The 18,316-nt window shown below is 62.4% G+C and carries 16 protein-coding genes; 6 read left to right on the top strand and 10 right to left on the bottom strand.

The annotated features are described in order from the left end of the window. Window positions 1–24 precede the first annotated feature (24 nt). Genes leuS through CUV01_RS08040 form a run of 4 tightly spaced genes read left to right on the top strand, consistent with a single transcriptional unit; the run spans window position 25 to window position 5,291 of the window. A complete protein-coding gene (gene leuS / locus CUV01_RS08050) occupies window positions 25–2,562 on the top strand; it encodes a leucine--tRNA ligase (RefSeq protein ID WP_101460019.1) in 2,538 nt (845 codons plus the stop codon). Next, window positions 2,549–3,058, top strand: coding sequence for an LPS assembly lipoprotein LptE (lptE, locus tag CUV01_RS08045; protein ID WP_101460018.1), 510 nt, complete (start codon window positions 2,549–2,551; stop codon window positions 3,056–3,058). Before leuS ends, lptE begins: the two co-directional genes overlap by 14 nt. Beyond that, window positions 3,055–4,083: a DNA polymerase III subunit delta gene (holA, locus tag CUV01_RS20035; protein WP_232962618.1), complete on the top strand. Its 1,029-nt coding sequence runs from the start codon at window positions 3,055–3,057 to the stop codon at window positions 4,081–4,083. Before lptE ends, holA begins: the two co-directional genes overlap by 4 nt. Continuing rightward, on the top strand, window positions 4,080–5,291 hold the full coding sequence (locus tag CUV01_RS08040) for a BaiN/RdsA family NAD(P)/FAD-dependent oxidoreductase (RefSeq protein ID WP_232962616.1): 1,212 nt from the start codon (window positions 4,080–4,082) through the stop codon (window positions 5,289–5,291). The genes holA and CUV01_RS08040 overlap by 4 nt, the downstream gene beginning before the upstream one ends. A gap of 7 nt (window positions 5,292–5,298) precedes the next feature. Here CUV01_RS08040 and CUV01_RS08035 read toward each other — a convergent pair whose 3' ends face one another. From CUV01_RS08035 to glpK, 3 genes are all read right to left on the bottom strand, one after another. Further along, on the bottom strand, window positions 5,299–5,886 hold the full coding sequence (locus tag CUV01_RS08035; protein ID WP_101460016.1) for a glutathione S-transferase family protein: 588 nt from the start codon (window positions 5,884–5,886) through the stop codon (window positions 5,299–5,301). A gap of 80 nt (window positions 5,887–5,966) precedes the next feature. Further along, window positions 5,967–6,548 (bottom strand): transglycosylase SLT domain-containing protein, encoded by a 582-nt coding sequence (locus tag CUV01_RS08030; RefSeq protein ID WP_101460015.1) that lies wholly within the window; start codon window positions 6,546–6,548, stop codon window positions 5,967–5,969. Between the two features lie 71 nt (window positions 6,549–6,619). Next, complete coding sequence (glpK, locus tag CUV01_RS08025; RefSeq protein WP_101460014.1) at window positions 6,620–8,095, bottom strand: glycerol kinase GlpK; 1,476 nt, start codon at window positions 8,093–8,095, stop codon at window positions 6,620–6,622. Window positions 8,096–8,193: 98 nt separating this feature from the next. On the opposite strand from glpK, the gene CUV01_RS08020 reads away from it, so the two are divergent. Beyond that, complete coding sequence (locus tag CUV01_RS08020; RefSeq protein WP_101460013.1) at window positions 8,194–9,732, top strand: FAD-dependent monooxygenase; 1,539 nt, start codon at window positions 8,194–8,196, stop codon at window positions 9,730–9,732. A gap of 135 nt (window positions 9,733–9,867) precedes the next feature. On the opposite strand, the gene CUV01_RS08015 is transcribed toward CUV01_RS08020, so the two are convergent. The 7 genes from CUV01_RS08015 to glpD all read right to left on the bottom strand — a co-directional run bounded on the left by CUV01_RS08015 (window position 9,868) and on the right by glpD (window position 17,418). Then, a complete protein-coding gene (locus tag CUV01_RS08015; RefSeq protein WP_101460012.1) occupies window positions 9,868–11,577 on the bottom strand; it encodes an ABC transporter substrate-binding protein in 1,710 nt (569 codons plus the stop codon). A gap of 40 nt (window positions 11,578–11,617) precedes the next feature. Beyond that, window positions 11,618–11,932, bottom strand: coding sequence for a DUF2160 domain-containing protein (locus tag CUV01_RS08010; RefSeq protein WP_338418350.1), 315 nt, complete (start codon window positions 11,930–11,932; stop codon window positions 11,618–11,620). A gap of 83 nt (window positions 11,933–12,015) precedes the next feature. Further along, on the bottom strand, window positions 12,016–12,837 hold the full coding sequence (locus CUV01_RS08005) for a carbohydrate ABC transporter permease (RefSeq protein WP_101460010.1): 822 nt from the start codon (window positions 12,835–12,837) through the stop codon (window positions 12,016–12,018). Further along, window positions 12,837–13,703 carry a carbohydrate ABC transporter permease gene (locus CUV01_RS08000; protein WP_101460009.1) on the bottom strand — a complete coding sequence of 289 codons (867 nt, stop codon included), beginning with the start codon at window positions 13,701–13,703 and terminating at the stop codon, window positions 12,837–12,839. The genes CUV01_RS08005 and CUV01_RS08000 overlap by 1 nt, the downstream gene beginning before the upstream one ends. Continuing rightward, complete coding sequence (locus CUV01_RS07995) at window positions 13,703–14,794, bottom strand: ABC transporter ATP-binding protein (protein WP_101460008.1); 1,092 nt, start codon at window positions 14,792–14,794, stop codon at window positions 13,703–13,705. Before CUV01_RS07995 ends, CUV01_RS08000 begins: the two co-directional genes overlap by 1 nt. A 9-nt stretch (window positions 14,795–14,803) precedes the next feature. Continuing rightward, window positions 14,804–15,871 (bottom strand): ABC transporter ATP-binding protein, encoded by a 1,068-nt coding sequence (locus CUV01_RS07990; protein ID WP_101460007.1) that lies wholly within the window; start codon window positions 15,869–15,871, stop codon window positions 14,804–14,806. Beyond that, complete coding sequence (gene glpD / locus CUV01_RS07985) at window positions 15,868–17,418, bottom strand: glycerol-3-phosphate dehydrogenase (RefSeq protein ID WP_101460006.1); 1,551 nt, start codon at window positions 17,416–17,418, stop codon at window positions 15,868–15,870. Before glpD ends, CUV01_RS07990 begins: the two co-directional genes overlap by 4 nt. Window positions 17,419–17,553: 135 nt before the next feature. On the opposite strand from glpD, the gene CUV01_RS07980 reads away from it, so the two are divergent. Next, on the top strand, window positions 17,554–18,315 hold the full coding sequence (locus CUV01_RS07980) for a DeoR/GlpR family DNA-binding transcription regulator (protein WP_101460005.1): 762 nt from the start codon (window positions 17,554–17,556) through the stop codon (window positions 18,313–18,315). The last annotated feature ends 1 nt before the right edge of the window (window position 18,316 follow it).

Genomic DNA, 18,316 nt, shown 5'->3' with positions numbered 1-18,316 from the left:
GCCATGACCGCCCGAGGATGTCCCATGCCGTATGATCCCGCGACCATTGAAGCCGGCTGGCAAAAGGCCTGGACCGATGCGGGCAGCTTTGCCGCCATTCGCGACGAGCGGCCCAAATATTATGTGCTAGAGATGTTCCCCTATCCGTCAGGGCGCATCCATATGGGCCATGTCCGCAACTATGCGATGGGCGACGTTGTGGCACGCTATAAGCGCGCTCAGGGTTTCAGCGTGTTGCACCCGATGGGCTGGGATGCTTTCGGCATGCCGGCCGAGAACGCGGCCATGGAACAGGGCGGCCATCCGCGCGACTGGACCTATGCCAATATCGCCACCATGCGCGATCAGTTGCGCCCTCTTGGCCTGTCGATCGACTGGTCCCGCGAATTCGCCACCTGCGACGACGATTATGTCGCGCAGCAGCAGGCGTTGTTCCTGGATTTCCTCAAGGCCGGACTGGTCACCCGCAAATCCGCGCAGGTGAACTGGGATCCGGTGGACATGACGGTTCTGGCCAATGAACAGGTCATAGACGGCAAGGGCTGGCGCTCTGGCGCGGCGGTCGAGCGCAAGGAACTGACGCAGTGGTTCTTCCGCATCTCGGATTACTCCGAAGAACTGCTGGAGGCGCTGGACGGATTGACCGGCTGGCCGGACAAGGTACGCCTGATGCAGGCCAACTGGATCGGCAAGTCGCGCGGATTGCAATTCAGGTTCCAGACGGTCGATGCCCCCGCCGGCTTTGACGAAATAGAGGTCTATACCACCCGTCCTGATACGCTGATGGGCGCGTCGTTCATCGCGCTGTCGCCAGACCACCCCTTGGTCAAGACGCTGGCCGATGACCCCGAGGTCGCGGCCTTCATCGAGGAATGCCGCCGCATCGGCACCACCGAAGAGGCCATCGAAACAGCGCCCAAGCTGGGCTTTGACACCGGACTGACCGTGCGCCATCCGCTGGACGCCGATCTGCAACTGCCGATCTGGATCGCGAATTTCGTGCTGATGGATTACGGCACCGGCGCCATCTTCGGCAGCCCGGCACATGACGAACGCGACCACGAGTTCGCGACCAAGTACAGCTTGCCGATTCGCGCCACCTTCGGCGAAGAGGGCATGACGCTGGAACAGGCCGATACGCTGGTCGCCGCCGCGCCCTATGTGCCGCTGAAATCGGAAACCGTGACCTATGTGCGCGGCTTTGCCGGCGATCAGGACCAGACCGGCGAGGATGCGGTCAACGCCGCCATCACCCATGCCGAGGCAGCGGGCTATGGCGAGGGCGTGACCAAATTCCGCCTGCGCGATTGGGGCATCTCGCGCCAGCGGTACTGGGGCTGCCCGATTCCGGTGGTGCATTGTGACGCTTGCGGCACCGTCCCCGAGGCCAAGGAAAACCTGCCGGTGATCCTGCCGCAAGATGTCAGCTTTGAGGTGCCCGGCAACCCGCTGGACCGGCACCCGAGCTGGCGTCAGACCACCTGCCCGGTTTGCGGCGGCGCGGCGCTGCGCGAAACCGATACGATGGACACCTTTGTCGATTCGTCGTGGTATTACGCACGCTTTACCTCGCCCCACGCCGCCACGCCGACCGACCGCGCGGATGCCGATTACTGGATGAATGTCGATCAGTATATCGGCGGGGTCGAGCACGCGATTCTGCATCTGCTCTATTCCCGCTTTTTCGCCCGCGCGATGGTCGAGACCGGACATTTGCCCGCGACGGCCAGGGAACCCTTTGACGCATTGTTCACGCAAGGGATGGTGACGCACGAGATCTATCTGACCCGCGATGAAAAGGGGCGCCCGATCTATCACCTGCCCGAGGACGTGGGCGACGGCAAACTCGCGGACGGAACGCCGGTCGAGGTCATCCCCTCGGCCAAGATGTCCAAATCCAAGAAGAACGTCGTCGACCCGGTGAATATCGTCGAAAGCTTTGGCGCCGATACCGCGCGCTGGTTCATGCTGTCCGACAGCCCGCCTGAACGCGACGTGGAATGGACCGCCGCCGGGGCCGAGGCCGCGCATAAGTTCCTGAACCGCGCCTGGCGGATGGCGGACGAGATCCCCACCGATGGCACCGACGATCCTGACCTGGTCCGCATAGCTCATCGCGCAATTCAGGATGTGACCGTCGCCATCGAGGGCTTTGCCTTCAACAAGGCCGTCGCCAAGCTATACGAACTGGCCAACGCAATCGGCAAATCCAAGGCCGGCGGCGAACAGCGCCGCGAGATGCTGCGGGTCTTGGCACAGCTGATGGCGCCGATGGTGCCGCATCTGGCCGAAGAAATCTGGTCCAAGGCCGGCGGCGAAGGCATGGTCATCGACGCGGCCTGGCCGCAGGCCGATCCGGCGATGCTGGTCGATGACAGCGTGACCTTGCCGATCCAGATCAACGGCAAGCGCCGCGCCGAAATCATCGTGCCCAAGGATATGCCCAAGGATCAGATCGAAGCACTGGTCATGGCAGATGAAACCGTGCAACGCTTTCTTGAAGGCGTGGCGCCGAAAAAGCTGATCGTTGTGCCGGGGCGGATCGTCAATGTCGTGGCTTAAGCTGCTTTCCTATCCAACCGCCCCCGACCGGCTGCCCCGCCGGGCACTGCTGGCTGGCCTGCTGGCATTGTCGGCCTGCGGGTTGCAGCCGGTCTATGGACCCGGCGGCGCTGCGACCAAACTGTTCGGGCAGGTTCGCCCGTCCGAGCCCGATACACCGGATGCGTTCATCTTCAACCAGCGCCTGGCCGAAAGGCTGGGGGGTGAGGGCAGCACCTATGATCTGGACTACACGCTGCGTATCGGTGTCGTCGCGCAGGGCATCACGCCCGATGAGATCACGACGCGTTATTCGCTGAACGGCAGCGCCGATTTCCGGCTGACCGACACAGCCAGCGGGGCGACCGTCACGCAGGGGCAGGTCAGCAGCTTTACCTCTTATTCGACCACCGGCACGACGGTGGCGACGCTGACGGCCGAATATGACGCGCGGCAGCGGCTTGCGCGGATGCTGGCCGATCAGGTCGTTACCAGGCTGCTGGCTGCGGCCCCATGATCCTGAAGGGGGGCGAGATCGCGCGCTATCTGGCGCGTCCCGACCCCTCGCGCCCGGCGCTGCTGATCTATGGTCAGGACGCCATGCGCGTTTCGCTGAAACGGGCCGAGGCGGTGGCGGCGCTGGCCGGTCCCGATGCGGAACAGGATATGCGCGTGGCCCGCATGGCCGGCGGTGATCTGCGCAAGGACCCGGCGCAACTTCTGGACGCGATCAAGGAGGTCGGCTTTTTCCCCGGTCAACGCGTCGTGCTGGTCGAGGACACGCCCGACAGCGCCGCCCCCGCGATCAAGACCGCGATCGAGGAATGGCAGTCGGGCGATGCGGCGATGGTGGTCACGGCAGGTTCATTGGCCAAATCCTCGGCGCTGCGCAAGCTGTTTGAACCACACAAGAGCGCCGTCACCGCCCCGATCTATGACGATCCGCCGGGCGAGGATGATGTCGCCAAATGGCTGGCCGATGCCGGTCTGCGCGAGGTGCCCCGCGATGCGATGCAGGACATGCTGGTGCTGGCCCGTGCGCTGGACCCGGGCGATCTGCGCCAGACCATTGAAAAGATCGGCCTTTACAAGCACAACGACCCCGAGCCGCTGACGCCGTCCGAGATCGCGCTATTGGCACCTGCCAGCATAGAGGCCGATCTGGACGATCTGATCCACGCGGTTGCCGAGGGCAAATCCGATCAATTCGGTGCGCTGATGCGCCGGATCGAAGCGCAGGGCACCAATCCGGTCACACTATGCATCACCGCGCTGCGCCATTTCCGCGCGCTGCATGCCGCCGCCGCCGACCCGGGTGGGCCGGCTGCGGGGCTGATGCGCCAGCGCCCACCGGTCTTTGGACCGCGACGCGACCGCATGGCACGTCAGGCGCAAAGCTGGGGGATGCGACCGCTCGAGGATGCGGTTCATCATCTGCTGGAAACCGACCTGACCTTGCGCTCCAGCAGCCGCGCCCCGCAAATGCCGCTGATCGAACGCGCCCTGATCCGCTTGGCGATGATGCCACGGGGCCGGCGGTGAGCCAGACACCTGACGCGCTGGTCATCGGCGCGGGACCGGCCGGTCTGATGGCCGCCGAACAACTTGCCGCCGATGGGATCAGCGTGGCGATCGCCGAGGCGATGCCCACACCGGCCCGCAAATTCCTGATGGCGGGAAAATCCGGTCTGAACCTGACCAAGGAACAGCCAGCCGCCGCGTTCTGGGCGAATATCAGCGCGGGCAGGTCGCACGCGGAGCATGACCCTTTGGGGGTTCCCTGCGCCGATACTGCCGCGTTTGGCCCCGACGAGGTCATGGCCTGGGCCCGGGGGCTGGGGATCGAGCTTTTTACCGGCTCGACCGGCCGGGTTTTCCCTGTCGGCATGAAGGCCTCGCCGTTGCTGCGTGCCTGGCTGGCGCGATTGCGCGATAGCGGGGTGCAGTTGCGCGTGCGCTGGCGCTGGACAGGGTTTGAGGACGGGCTGCGTTTTCAGACGCCCGAGGGAGTTCAACACCTGCGCCCCCGCGCGACGGTGCTGGCACTGGGCGGCGCAAGCTGGCCGCAACTTGGGTCGGATGCCGCATGGATGGGATGGCTGCGCGACGCCGGCGTCGATATCGCACCCTTTCAGCCGGCGAATATGGGCTTTCGCGTGAACTGGTCCGCGCCCATGCAGCGATTTTTCGGCAGTGCGATCAAAGGTGTTGCCCTTCATGCGGGCAATGCGAGCAGCCGCGGCGAATGGGTGATCTCGCAGCACGGGACCGAGGGTGGCGGGGTCTATGAAATTTCGGCCGCGTTGCGTGACGGCGCTGCAGGTTCGGTCGATTTGGCCCCCGATCTTGATCACGCGGCGCTGATGCAGCACCTGAACCGTCCAAGGGGTAAGCTTTCGGTCGGCAATTGGCTGCGCCGTGTGCTGGGCGATCCGCCAAAGGTTGCGCTGCTGTTGGAATGGGGGCGGCCGCTGCCCCACGATCCGCAGACCCTGGCCCGATTGATCAAGTCATTGCCCCTGCGACATGAGGGGCCGATGGACATCGCGCGGGCGATCTCTTCGGCGGGTGGCATTCGTTTCGATGCGGTAGACGAGGGCTTGCAATTGCGGGCCCTGCCCGGCGTTTTCGTCGCTGGCGAAATGCTTGACTGGGAGGCGCCGACGGGCGGCTATCTGCTGACCGGCTGCCTTGCCAGTGGTCGCCACGCGGGTCGGGCAGCAGCGCAATATCATCTGCGCCAATCATAGCTGACCGCTATTTCGCCGCGGCGCGTTGAAAGGCGGGGCGGCTTCGCATCCGGTCCAGATAGTCGGACAACCGTGCATCGACGATTGGAAACCGCGCGATCAAGGCCCAGGTCAGGCAATGCGCCAGAATGACGTCCGGCACAGTCATCTGATCACCCATCAAAAAATCACCCTCGGCCATGCGATGCATCAGGGTCTTTTGACTGCGCTCGAATTCCCACCTCAAGGTGTTCTTGATGCCGGACATTCGCAACTCTTCTGGCAGGATGAAACTGTGCCGCGCCGCGGTCCAAAGCGCCGCATCGAACTCATCCAGAATGAACTGTGTCAGGCTGTCCTGCCGCGCACGCTCGATCGAGCCGGCGCGATGGGTCAGTGCGCCGTGATGATCGGCCAGAAAAGTCAGGATCGCGGTTGAATCGGTGATCGGCGTGCCATCGGCGATCAGCACCGGCACCTTGCCCGCCGGGTTGAACTCCACCACGCTGTCACTGCGCGGATTGGCGGGCACGTGTTGATACGCGACGCCCAGTTCCTCCAACATCCAGAGGACCCGCAAGGTGCGACTATTGGCTGTGCCGATGACCGTATACATCGTTTCTCCGGCTTGGCTGCGACTGCTGTATCAGGCCGCAGCCAAGCGGCAAGGTCAACCGCCCTTAAGACGCCCGTCGCTTATCCACGACCACAAGACGCAAGCTGCGAACGATACAAGGAAGAGCGCGTGCCTACATTATTGGCGACCCGGACCAGCCAGCTTTTCGACAGGTAAGAGCGCCGCGCGAAACCCGCCCGACCCTCGTGATAAGCCAGATATTGCGAGGTCGCGTCCTGTTTCGAGATGCCCAACCGTTTGGTCGATCCATCCATGTACCAGCCCATGAAATCCGTCGCGTCACCGATATTGTCACGTCTTGCGCGACGTTTGCCGGTCTCTTGCAGGTATTCCTCCCAGGTGCCGTCCAGCGCCTGTGAATAGCCGAAGGCCGACGATTGCCGTCCGATGGGAATGACGCCTAGCGCGTATTGGTGCGGTGTCCGCGCATCGCCAACGAATTTCGATTCCTGGTGAATCGACGCCATCTGCACATGGACCGGCACGCCCCATTTCCGTTCGCTTGCTTTCATCGCGCGGAAATAGGCCGGACGCTCGGCCGCAATGGCGCAGGCATTGTCCAGATTGCGCGGCGCGCTGTAATTTCCCCCGCCGCAAGATGCCACCAGCCCCACGATGGCCAGTTTGAGAAGCCTGTTCATTTCGCTCGCCCCGTTTCTTCGTTTTCCCGCGATCATAGGGGAAATCGCGCCAGGGTGAAATCACGAATGGCTCAGACGGTCATGACGGCCTGCACTGCACGGCCCCAGGCGGCATATCGCGCATCCCGTGTTTCCTGATCCATCTGCGGCTCGAAACGATGGTCAAGCTGCCATGCCTTTGCATATTCCTCGGGTTCGGGACAAAGCCCGGCCTTAAACCCCGCCAGCCACGCCGCACCCTGTGCGGTCGTTTCGGTGTTGACCGGCCGATCGACCGGCGCGCCAAGAATATCGGCCAGAAACTGCATCGCAGGCTCGCTGGCGGTCATGCCACCGTCGACGCGCAGAACCGCATCGCCGGCATTCGGCCAGTCGGCGCGCATTGCCTGCCACAGATCGCGGGTCTGAAAACCGACACTTTCCAACGCCGCGCGGGCGAATTCGGCAGGGCCGGTATTGCGCGTCAGACCAAACACGGCCCCGCGGGCATTCGGGTTCCAATGCGGCGCGCCAAGCCCGGTAAAGGCGGGCACCATGATCAGTTTCTGGCTGTCATCAGCCTTGGCCGAAAGCGGCGCCGTTTCGGCCGCATCCCGGATGATCTGCAAACCGTCACGCAGCCATTGCACCACGGCACCGGCGATAAAAATGCTGCCCTCCAGCGCATAGGTTGGCCGGCCATCCAGCTGATAGGCGATGGTCGTCAGCAGCCGGTTTTGCGACACGACCGCGTCATCGCCTGTGTTCAACAGCGCAAAGCAGCCGGTCCCGTATGTCGATTTCATCATCCCCGGCTGAAAACAGGCCTGCCCCACGGTCGCGGCTTGCTGATCGCCAGCGACCCCCATGATCGGCACCTCGCGTCCGAAAAGATCGCTACGCGTCATCCCGAATTTGGCGGCGCTGTCGCGCACCTCTGGCAACATCGAGGCAGGCACGTCGAACAGCTCGCACATGGCGTCCGACCATTGGCCGGCGCGGATATCATACAGCATGGTCCGTGCCGCATTGGTCGCATCGGTCACGTGGCTGCGACCGCCCGTCAGTTTCCAGATCAGGAAAGTATCGACCGTGCCAAAGGCCAGTTCGCCGCGCTTGGCCCGCTCGCGGGCGCCTTCGACCTGATCAAGTATCCAGCCGATCTTGGTCGCGCTGAAATAGGGGTCCAGCAGCAACCCGGTGGTCTGGGTCACCGCAGGCTCGTGACCTTCGTCCTTCAGTCGCGCGCACAGATCGGCGGTGCGGCGATCCTGCCAGACGATCGCGTTGTGGATGGGCTGCCCGGTCTTGCGGTCCCAGATCAGCGTCGTCTCGCGCTGATTGGTTATGCCGATTGCATCGATCCGCGGGTTGCCGGCCTTTTCGATGGCCCCGCGCGCGGTCGCGGCCACCGTGGTCCAGATATCGTCGGGGTCATGCTCGACCCAGCCCGATTTGGGAAAGTGCTGCGGGAATTCCTGCTGCGCGGTCGCCTGCACCTTCAGGTCATCCGAAAAGACCAGCGCGCGCGAGGATGTGGTGCCTTGATCAATGGCTAGAATGGTCATTGCGTTCCCCCTGTGGAGCCTGTTGCGTCTATTGTTGATAACCGTGTCGTTGCGCGCAATGCTTTGTTGACGACCGCTGCGAAGCGAAGGGCCAGCGCATGACGGCACACAGCAATTCGAAGATCCTGATCGCGGGAGCTGGCCCGACAGGACTGGCGCTTGCGCTGGTCCCTGCGCGGCACGGTGTGCCCTTCAGCCTGATCGACAAGAATTCGGGGCCGGGTCAGCAATCGCGCGCGATGAACATTCACGCCCGTATTCTCGAACTCTACACGCAAATGGGCATCGCCCAAGACATCATCGCGAAAGGGATCAAGGTTGACACGGTCGCCTTGCGCCGCGCCGAAAGCGATGGGCCGATCCGCGGCATCGCGAACTTCAGGCTGGGTGATTTCGGCCAAGGCCTTTCGCCCTTTCCCTTCATGCTGGCGCTGCCGCAGGACCAGCATGAAACCGCCTTGCTGCGCCATCTTCAGACTGCTGGCGGAGCGGTCGAATGGAACACCCGATTGGCAGAGGTGACGCAGAACGAGGCGGGCATTACCGCATTGATCGAAGGACCGGACGGCCCTTCCGAGGCGCGTTTCGATTGGGCCGCAGGGTGCGACGGTGCCCATAGCCAGATGCGCCGAAGCCTCGGGATCGGCTTCGAGGGCGGCACCTACCCGCAGCCCTTTTATGTCGCCGATGTCCTGTTGGACGAACGCTTCCCCTCGGATGTGACCATGACCTTGGGTGGCAGGTTGCTGGCGCTGGTGCTGCCCCTTCGCGATGGTGGCACGCAACGGCTGATCGGGCTGCTGCCACCGGATCTGGCCCTGCGCGAGAATGTGGATTTCGCTGATATCCAGCCGCGCGTCGAGCGACTGATCGGAATGAAGGTGGCGCAGGTAAACTGGTTCTCGGCCTATCACGTGCATCACCGCGTCGCCGACCGCTTTCAGATCGGCCGCGCCTTTCTGCTGGGGGATGCCGGACACGTCCATTCGCCGGTCGGCGGTCAAGGCATGAACACCGGCATCGGCGATGCGATCAATCTCGGCTGGCAACTGGCGATGGTCGCGCAGGGCCGCGCCGGGCCTACCCTGCTGGACAGCTATGAGCCCGAACGCATCGCCTTCGCCCGCAAGCTGGTCGGCACGACCGACACAGCCTTTCGCCCCCTGATCGCCGGCGGCCTGCCCGGACGACTGGCCCGGCAATGGATGATGCCGGCGCTTGTTCGACTGGTGGTCAGGACAGCAAGAGGTCGCCGGACGCTGTTTCGGACGATCTCGCAAATCCGTATCGCCTATCCCGACAGCCCGCTTAGCAGGGGGCGCGCCGGCCGTCTGCGCGCCGGCGACAGGTTGCCGTGGGTCGGCGACGAAGGTCCGGACAACTTCGCGCCCCTGCAGGGGCAACGCTGGCAACTGCACCTGTACGATCAACCGCCCGAAACCCTGATCAACGCCGCGCGGGGCGCCGGCCTGCCCTTGCACCATTGGGACTGGACGGCTGCGGCCGGCAAGGTGGGCTTTCGCCGCCACACCGCCTATCTGATCCGCCCGGACGGTCACATCGGCTGGATCGGCGCGGCGAACGACGGGGCCGGCCTTGCAGCCTATCTGGCGCGGAACAGATTGCATCCTGGATAACCTTTCGGCCTGTCGGCAGCGCCCGGCTTCTTCTTCATGCAAATATCCCCGCCGGAGGCACCCAGCATCGCCATCGGAATGGATATTTGAATGAAGAAGAAAGGGGGCAGATCGCGCCGCCCCCTTTCGGTGATCTTACTGCCAGCTCTTTACCAGCTCATCATAGCCGATGGTTTCGGGCTGGGGCTTTTCATTCTCCAACGCAAGCTGAGGCGCAATGGTGCCGTTTTCGGTGGCGAAGTTGTTCCACCATTCCAGGTCATGCTCTTCGGCCATTTGCGGACCGATATCGCCCTGAACACCGGCGCGTTCCAACCGCTCCATCACCTTTTCCTGCTCGGCGCACAGGCTGTCCATCGCCTCTTGCGCGGTTTTCGCGCCCGAGGAGGCATCACCGATGGCCTGCCACCACAGCTGTGCCAGCTTGGGATAATCCGGCACGTTGGTGCCCGTGGGCGACCAGTTCAGGCGGGCGGGCGAGCGGTAGAATTCGACCAGACCGCCCAGCTTGGGCGCACGTTCGGTAAAGCTCTCGTGCTGGATCGACGATTCGCGAATGAAGGTCAGGCCGACATGCGATTTTTTCACGTCGACGGTCTTCGAGGTCACGAATTGCGCATACAGCCATGCGGCCTTGGCGCGGTCATCCGGGGTCGATTTCAGCAGCGTCCAGGAACCGGCATCCTGATAGCCCAACTTCATGCCGTCCTGCCAATATGCACCATGCGGTGACGGTGCCATGCGCCATTTCGGCGTGCCATCATCATTCACGACGGGCAGGCCTTCCTTGACCATATCGGCGGTGAAGGCGGTGTACCAGAACATCTGCTGAGCGACCTCGCCCTGTGCCGGAACCGGACCACTTTCGCTGAAGGTCATGCCCTGGGCTGCGGGCGGGGCAAAAGCCTCCATCCAGTCGAGGTATTTCTGGATCGCATAGACCGAAGCTGGGCCGTTGGTGTCGCCACCGCGGGCCACACAAGATCCGACCGGACGGTCGTTTTCATCAACGCGAATGCCCCATTCATCGACCGGCTTGCCGTTCGGGACGCCCTTGTCGCCGTTTCCGGCCATCGACAGCCACGCATCGGTGAAGCGCCAGCCAAGGCTGGGGTCTTTCTTGCCGTAATCCATATGGCCATAGACTTGCTTGCCGTCGATTTCGCGCCCGGTGAAGAATTCGGCAATGTCCTGATAGGCCGACCAGTTGACCGGAACGCCCAGATCATAGCCGTATTTTTCCTTGAACTCGGCCTTGATCGTCTCGTCGTTGAACCAGTCATAGCGGAACCAGTAAAGGTTCGCGAACTGCTGGTCGGGCAGCTGATACATCTCGCCATCCGGCGCGGTTGTGAAGGATTTGCCGATGAAATCGTCGATATCCAGGTTGGGGTTCGTCACATCCGCGCCGGCCCCCGCCATCCAGTCATTCAACCCACGCGCCTGCTGATAGCGCCAATGCGTGCCGATCAGGTCGCTGTCGTTGACATAAGCGTCATAGACGTTTTCACCCGACTGCATCTGGGTTTGCAGCTTTTCGACCACATCGCCTTCGCCGATCAGATCATGCGTGATGTTGATGCCAGTGATGGCGCTGAACGCAGGCGCCAGCACCTTGGATTCATATTCATGAGTGGTAATCGTTTCCGACACCACGTTGATATCCATGCCGGCAAAGGGCGCGGCGGCGTCGATGAACCATTGCATCTCTGCCTCTTGCTCTTCGCGGGTGAGGGTCGAGTTGTCTATTTCCGCATCGAGAAAGGCAGTCGCCTCTTCCATGCCCGCCTGTGCGGCGGTGGCCATCAGCACAAGCGCCATGGCCGTTGTCATGTGCAGTTTCATTTTCCTTTTCCTCCCTTGGATGCCGGTTGACCGGCCGTTGTCACACCCAGCGAAACACCGCTGCGGCGTAAATCAATGCGACGACCAGCCCGCCCCAGACCGGCGCGCCCACAAGGCCCAGCCAGATCAGACAGATAAAGGCGCTGCCCAGCAAACTGATGAACAGCCGGTCGCCGCGTGTCGACATGATCCCCAGAATGCCCTTGCGCGGCGTTTCGGGGAAGCGAATCGCAAGCCATGTGAACAGGATCAGCAGACCTGCGATGATGGTAAAGAACAGCGCACTTGGAAAGGTCCACGCCATCCAGCCGCCAGGGTTGAGGCTGCCTGTCCAGTCCTTCGCCTCATCACGCATGGGGACCAGCATGAGCAGCCAGCCGATGAAGCCCAGCCAGATCAGGCCGAGAATGGCAAAGCCGGTGTTGACGGATTTGGTCATTACACCCTCCCCAGGGCAAAGCCCTTGGCGATGTAGTTGCGGACGAAATAGATCACCAAAGCGCCCGGAATGATCGTCAGGATACCGGCGGCGGCCAGCACGCCCCAATCCATCCCCGAGGCGCTGACCGTGCGGGTCATCGTCGCGGCGATGGGTTTGGCGTTGACCGAGGTCAGCGTGCGCGACAGCAGCAGTTCCACCCATGAGAACATGAAGCAGAAGAACGCCGCCACCCCGATGCCCGAGGCGATCAGCGGCATGAAGATTTTGACGAAGAAGCGCGGGAAGGAATAGCCGTCGATATAGGCGGTCTCGTCGATCTCGCGCGGGACGCCGGACATGAAGCCTTCCAGAATCCAGACGGCCAGCGGCACATTGAACAGGCAATGCGCCAGCGCCACGGCGATATGCGTGTCGAACAACCCGATGGAAGAATAAAGCTGAAAGAAGGGCAGCGCAAAAACCGCCGCGGGGGCCATGCGGTTGGTCAGCAGCCAGAAGAACAGATGCTTGTCGCCCAGAAAGCGATAGCGGCTGAAGGCATAGGCGGCGGGCAGCGCCACACTGATCGAGATGACGGTGTTCATCACCACATAGATCATGCTGTTGACGTAACCCATATACCAACTGGGATCGGTCAGGATGACCTTGTAATTTGCCAGCGTCGGATTGCGCGGCCACAGGCTGAACTGGCCCAGGATCTCGGTGTTCGTCTTGAGGCTCATGGTCAGCAGCCAATAGATCGGCAGCATCAGGAACAGCAGATACAGCGCCATGACAAGGGCGGACCCACGGCCTTTGGATTCGGCAACAGCGGCCATTACAGCGTCTCCTGTTCTTTGGTCATGACGGTGTAGAAGACGAACGAGATCAGCAGGATCACAAGGAAGTAGATCAGGCTGAACGCCGCCGCCGGGCCAAGGTCGAACTGACCCACGGCCATCTTCACAAGGTCGATGGACAGGAAAGTGGTGGCATTGCCGGGCCCGCCGCCGGTGACCACGAAGGGCTCGGTATAGATCATGAAGCTGTCCATAAAGCGCAGCAACACGGCGATTAGCAGCACGCCTTGCATCTTGGGCAGCTCGATATAGCGGAACACCTTCCAACGGCTGGCCTGGTCGATTTTGGCGGCCTGATAATAGGCGTCAGGAATGGATTGCAGCCCGGCATAGCACAGCAGCGCGACAAGGCTGGTCCAGTGCCAGACATCCATGACGATGACCGTCACCCACGCATCCACCGCGTCGTTGACGTAATTATAGTCGATGCCCAGCTTGGTCAGCGTATAGCCCAGCAGACCGATATCGACGCGGCCAAAGACCTGCCAGATGGTGCCGACCACGTTCCACGGGATCAGCAGCGGCAATGCCATGAAGACAAGGCAAAAGCTGGCCCAAAAACCCTTTTTCGGCATGTTCAGCGCGATAAAGATCCCAAGCGGGATCTCGATCAGCAGGATGATGCCAGAAAACAGCAACTGCCGCCCCAATGCGGCGCGGATGCGGTCAGAGCTGATGGTTTCCTGAAACCACTCCAGCCCGGCCCAGAAGAACTGGTTGTTGCCGAACGTGTCCTGCACTGAATAATTCACAACGGTCATCAACGGCAGCACCGCCGAAAATCCGACCAGCGCCAGCACGGGCAGCACCAGAAACCATGCGCGGTTGTTGACGGGTTTATCCATCAGGCGGCCCTCTCGGCTTGCGCGGGGTCAACCCGCCAATCATCGACATAGACATGGATATGCGCGGGGTCGGGGATAACGCTGTCGGTGGCCTCGGGGATCGGCTGGCCTTCGGGAACAATCACGTTGACCTCCTGCCCCTCGACCTGACCACGCACGATGCGGTGGTGGCCCACATCCTCGACCCGCTTGATCCGGAAGGGAACGCCTTGGCCCTGATTGCTGAGGCGCATGAATTCTGGCCGGATGCCGATTTGCACCTTGCCCGCCAGCGCGCCATAGCCATTGGCCAACGGCACGGACGCACCTGCGATCCGGGCCGTTGCGCCCTCGACCTGCGCATCCAGCAGGTTCATGCCGGGCGAGCCGATGAAATAGCCGACGAACGTATGTTCCGGCGCGTCGAACAACGCCTGAGGGGTGCCCGCCTGCACCACCCGGCCATCATACATGACCATGACCTGATCGGCGAAGGTCAGCGCCTCGGTCTGGTCATGGGTCACATAGATCATCGTGTGACCGAAGCGCCGGTGCAGGTCTTTCAACTGGGTGCGCAATTCCCATTTCATATGTGGATCAATCACCGTCAGCGGTTCATCAAACAGGATCGCGTTCACATCCTGCCGCACCATGCCGCGGCCAAGGCTGATCTTTTGCTTGGCATCGGCGGTCAGCCCGCGGGCGCGCCGATCCAGCATATCGGCCATTCCGATCATCTCGGCCACCTCGGCCACCCGTGTTGCGACCTGCGCCTCGGCCATGCCGCGATTGCGCAGCGGGAACGCCAGATTGTCGCGCACGGACATGGTGTCATAGACCACCGGAAACTGGAAAACCTGAGCGATGTTGCGATCCAACGTGGGCAATCCGGTCACGTCCTGATCGCCGAACAGGATACGGCCCTGCGAGGGCCTCAAAAGGCCCGAAATGATATTCAGCAGGGTCGATTTCCCACAGCCCGAACTGCCAAGCAGCGCATAGGCCCCGCCATCGTCCCAGGCCATGGTCATGGATTTCAACGCCCAGTCTTCGTCCCGCGTCGGGTTGGGCAGATAGGAATGGGCCAGGTTTTCCAGTGTGATCTTTGCCATGGTTCCCCCTCAGGCCGCCGCCGCATAGGGCGCGGGTCGCGCCAGCGCGCCATCGGTGCCGAACAGATAGATATGCGCGGGATCAACCCAGACCGTCAGCGGTGTGCCGTGGTCGGGCGTGTGCACGCCCTCGACCAGACCGACCCAACGGTCGTCACCATGATGCAGATGCAGGAAGGTCTCGGCGCCGGTGATCTCGGTCACGTTCAGCGTGGTTTGCAGCGGCAGGGCGCCGGCGCGGTCATGCAGCGTCAGATGCGCAGGACGGAATCCGGCCTGATAATCACCGTCCGGCAGATCGACCGACCATTCGGCCCCGTCAATCGCGGTTGTGCCACCGCGCACCGTGACCCGTTTGAAATTCATCGGCGGATCGCTAAACACCCGCGCCGTCGTGGCATCCTGAGGTGTGCGATAGACCTGAGGCGTCGGGCCGAACTGCGTTACCCGGCCCTCCCACAGGGTCGCGGTATGCCCGCCCAACAGCAGCGCTTCTTCGGGTTCGGTTGTGGCGTAAACGAAGATCGCGCCAGATTCCTCAAAGATGCGCGGGATCTCGGCGCGCAGTTCCTCGCGCAGTTTGTAGTCCAGATTAGCCAGCGGTTCGTCCAGCAGCACCAGCCCGGCGCCCTTGACCAGCGCGCGGGCCAAGGCGCAGCGCTGTTGCTGGCCACCTGACAGTTCCAGCGGCTTGCGATCCAGCATCGGTGTCAGCCGCATCATCTCGGCCGTTTCGCGGACGCGGCGGTCGATTTCGTCCTTGGCCACGCCCATCAGCCGCAGAGGCGATGCGACGTTTTCGTACACACTCATCGAGGGGTAGTTGATGAATTGCTGGTAGACCATCGCGACCTTGCGGTCCTGAACGCGCTGGCCGGTCACATCCTCACCGTTCCACATCACGCGGCCCTCGGTCGGCTTGTCCAGACCGGCCATCAGACGCATCAGGGTCGTCTTGCCCGCCAGCGTCGGGCCCAGCAGCACATTCATGCTGCCCGGTTGCAGCGTCAGGCTGGTGGTGTGGATATGCGTCCGCCCATCCACCGATTTCACGATATTTTTCAGCTCCAGGCTCATGCGGCGGCTCTCTTTTCACTTAGCCACACGTCCAGTGCGGCGATCTGTTCGGGCTGCATCCTCAATCCCAGCTTGCTGCGCCGCCAGACGATGTCCTCTGCGTGGCGGGCGAATTCGTGATCCATCAGCCAGCGCAGTTCCGCCTCGGTCAGGGTGGCCCCGAAATCGCGGCCCAGATCACCCGCCTCGCGCGCATCACCAAGGATGGCGCGCGCATCCAGCCCGTAGGCACGGATCAAGCGGTGCGCCCAATCTTTGGTCAGGAACGGGTAGTCGCGGCGAAGTGCCGCGATCAACTGAGCGACCGCAGTCACCGGGAAATTCCCGCCGGGCAGGGGCACGCCAGCCGTCCAGTCGCCGCCGCGATCCGGGAAATTCGGTGCCAGCTTTTCCAGCGCATGTTCGGCCAGCTTGCGATAGGTGGTGATCTTGCCGCCAAAGACATTCAGGCAGGGCGCGCCGTTATCGTCCAGCGACAGCACATATTCGCGCGTCGCCGCCGTGGCTGACTTCGCGCCATCATCATACAGCGGGCGCACGCCGGAATAGGTCCAGACGATCTGCGCGCGCGTGACCGGTTGTTTGAAATAACGGCTGGCAAAATCGCACAGATACTGCTGTTCCTCGGGCGTGCATTGCGCATCCAGCGGGCTGCCCTCGTGATCTTGATCGGTGGTGCCGATCAGCGTGAAATCGCGCTCATACGGGATCGCAAAGATGATCCGACCATCGGCGCCCTGAAAGAAATAGGCTTTGTCGTGGTCGTATAGCTTGGGCACCACGATATGGCTGCCCCGGACCAGCCGAACGGATTCGGTTGTGGGCAAATGGACCACATCGCGGATCACGTGACCAACCCAGGGACCGCCCGCATTTACCAGCGCGCGCGCGTGAAAGACACGGCCATCGGTCAGCGCGATGCGCCACAGCTTGCCCTCGCGGGCGGCCTCGGACACCTCTGCACCAACCAGGATATCTGCGCCGCGTTCGGCTGCGTCGCGCGCATTCAGCGCCACCAGCCGCGCATCATCCACCCAGCAATCGCTGTATTCATAGGCTTGGGTCAGCCGTGATTTCAGTGGCCGCCCCTCAGGGCCCTTGGTCAGATCGACGGACTTGGTCCCCGGCAGGATCTTGCGCCCACCAAGGCTGTCGTACAGGAACAGACCGGTGCGGATCAGGAAATTCGGGCGATGGCCCTTTTTCCACGGCATGACCAGCGACAACGCCTTGCTGACAGGCGTGTTGGATTCAAAGCTCATCTCCGGGTCCAGCGGCAGTACAAAGCGCATCGGCCAACTGATATGGGGCATGGCGCGCAGCAGGGTTTCACGCTCGCGCAGGGCCTCGCGTACCAGCCGGATCTCCAGATATTCCAGATAGCGCAGCCCACCGTGGAACAGCTTGGTTGATTTGGAACTGGTCGCCTGTGCCAGATCGCCCATCTCGGCCAGCCGCACCGATAGCCCGCGACCCACGGCATCGCGCGCGATTCCGCAGCCGTTTATCCCGCCGCCAATGATGAACAGATCGGTTGTTTCCGGCATGGATCCCCCTTCCAACGCTGCGCATCCGATCACAGAGCCGTGCGCGCTGTCAATCGAAATTCTTCGCTTTGGTTCGTCAATGTTCGTATTGACAGAAACCGCGCATAAACCTTACCTCGGGTCAGGAGGAAGTGGATGGCCCTGAATATCAGACAGTTGGAGATCCTGGACCTGGCCCGCCAGTCCGGCCATGTCTCGGTTGATGACCTGGCCGAACGGTTCGACGTTGCCGTTCAGACGATCCGTCGTGACCTGTCCGACCTGTCCGATCAGGGAATGCTGGACCGCGTGCATGGCGGTGCCGTGATGCCAAGCGGTGTCAGCAATATCGGCTATGACGAACGTCGGCGCATGCACGAAGAGGCCAAATCCGCCATCGCGCGGGCTTGCGCCGCCCAGATCCCCGACAATTCATCGGTGATCATCAACCTTGGCACCACGACCGAGGCCGTGGCCCGCGAATTGCTGCACCACCGCAACCTGACGGTCATCACCAACAATATGAACGTGGCCAATATTCTGGTCGCGAATGACAGCTGCGAGGTGATGGTGGCCGGCGGCGCGTTGCGGCGATCGGATGGTGGGCTGGTCGGCGATCTGACCATCGAATTCATGGCTCAGTTCAAGCCCGACTACGCGGTGATCGGCACCTCGGCGCTGGATGCGGATGGCGATCTGCTGGATTTCGATATGGCAGAGGTGCGCGTGAGCCAAGCCATTGTCGCGCAGGCGCGCAAGGCGTTTCTGGTCACCGATCTCAGCAAGCTGGACCGATCCGCGCCAATGCGCATCATCTCGGTCGAGGCGCTGCATTCGGTGTTTGTCGACAGACCCCTGCCCGCAGAACTGATGCGCCGCTGCCGCGAATGGGATACGCGGGTTGTGGTTGCCGATTAGG

The sequence above is a fragment of the Paracoccus tegillarcae genome (assembly GCF_002847305.1).
GTDB classification, from domain to species: Bacteria; Pseudomonadota; Alphaproteobacteria; order Rhodobacterales; family Rhodobacteraceae; genus Paracoccus; species Paracoccus tegillarcae.
Note: the sequence above shows the minus strand (reverse complement) of the source record. Positions and strands in the feature narration are given on the sequence as shown.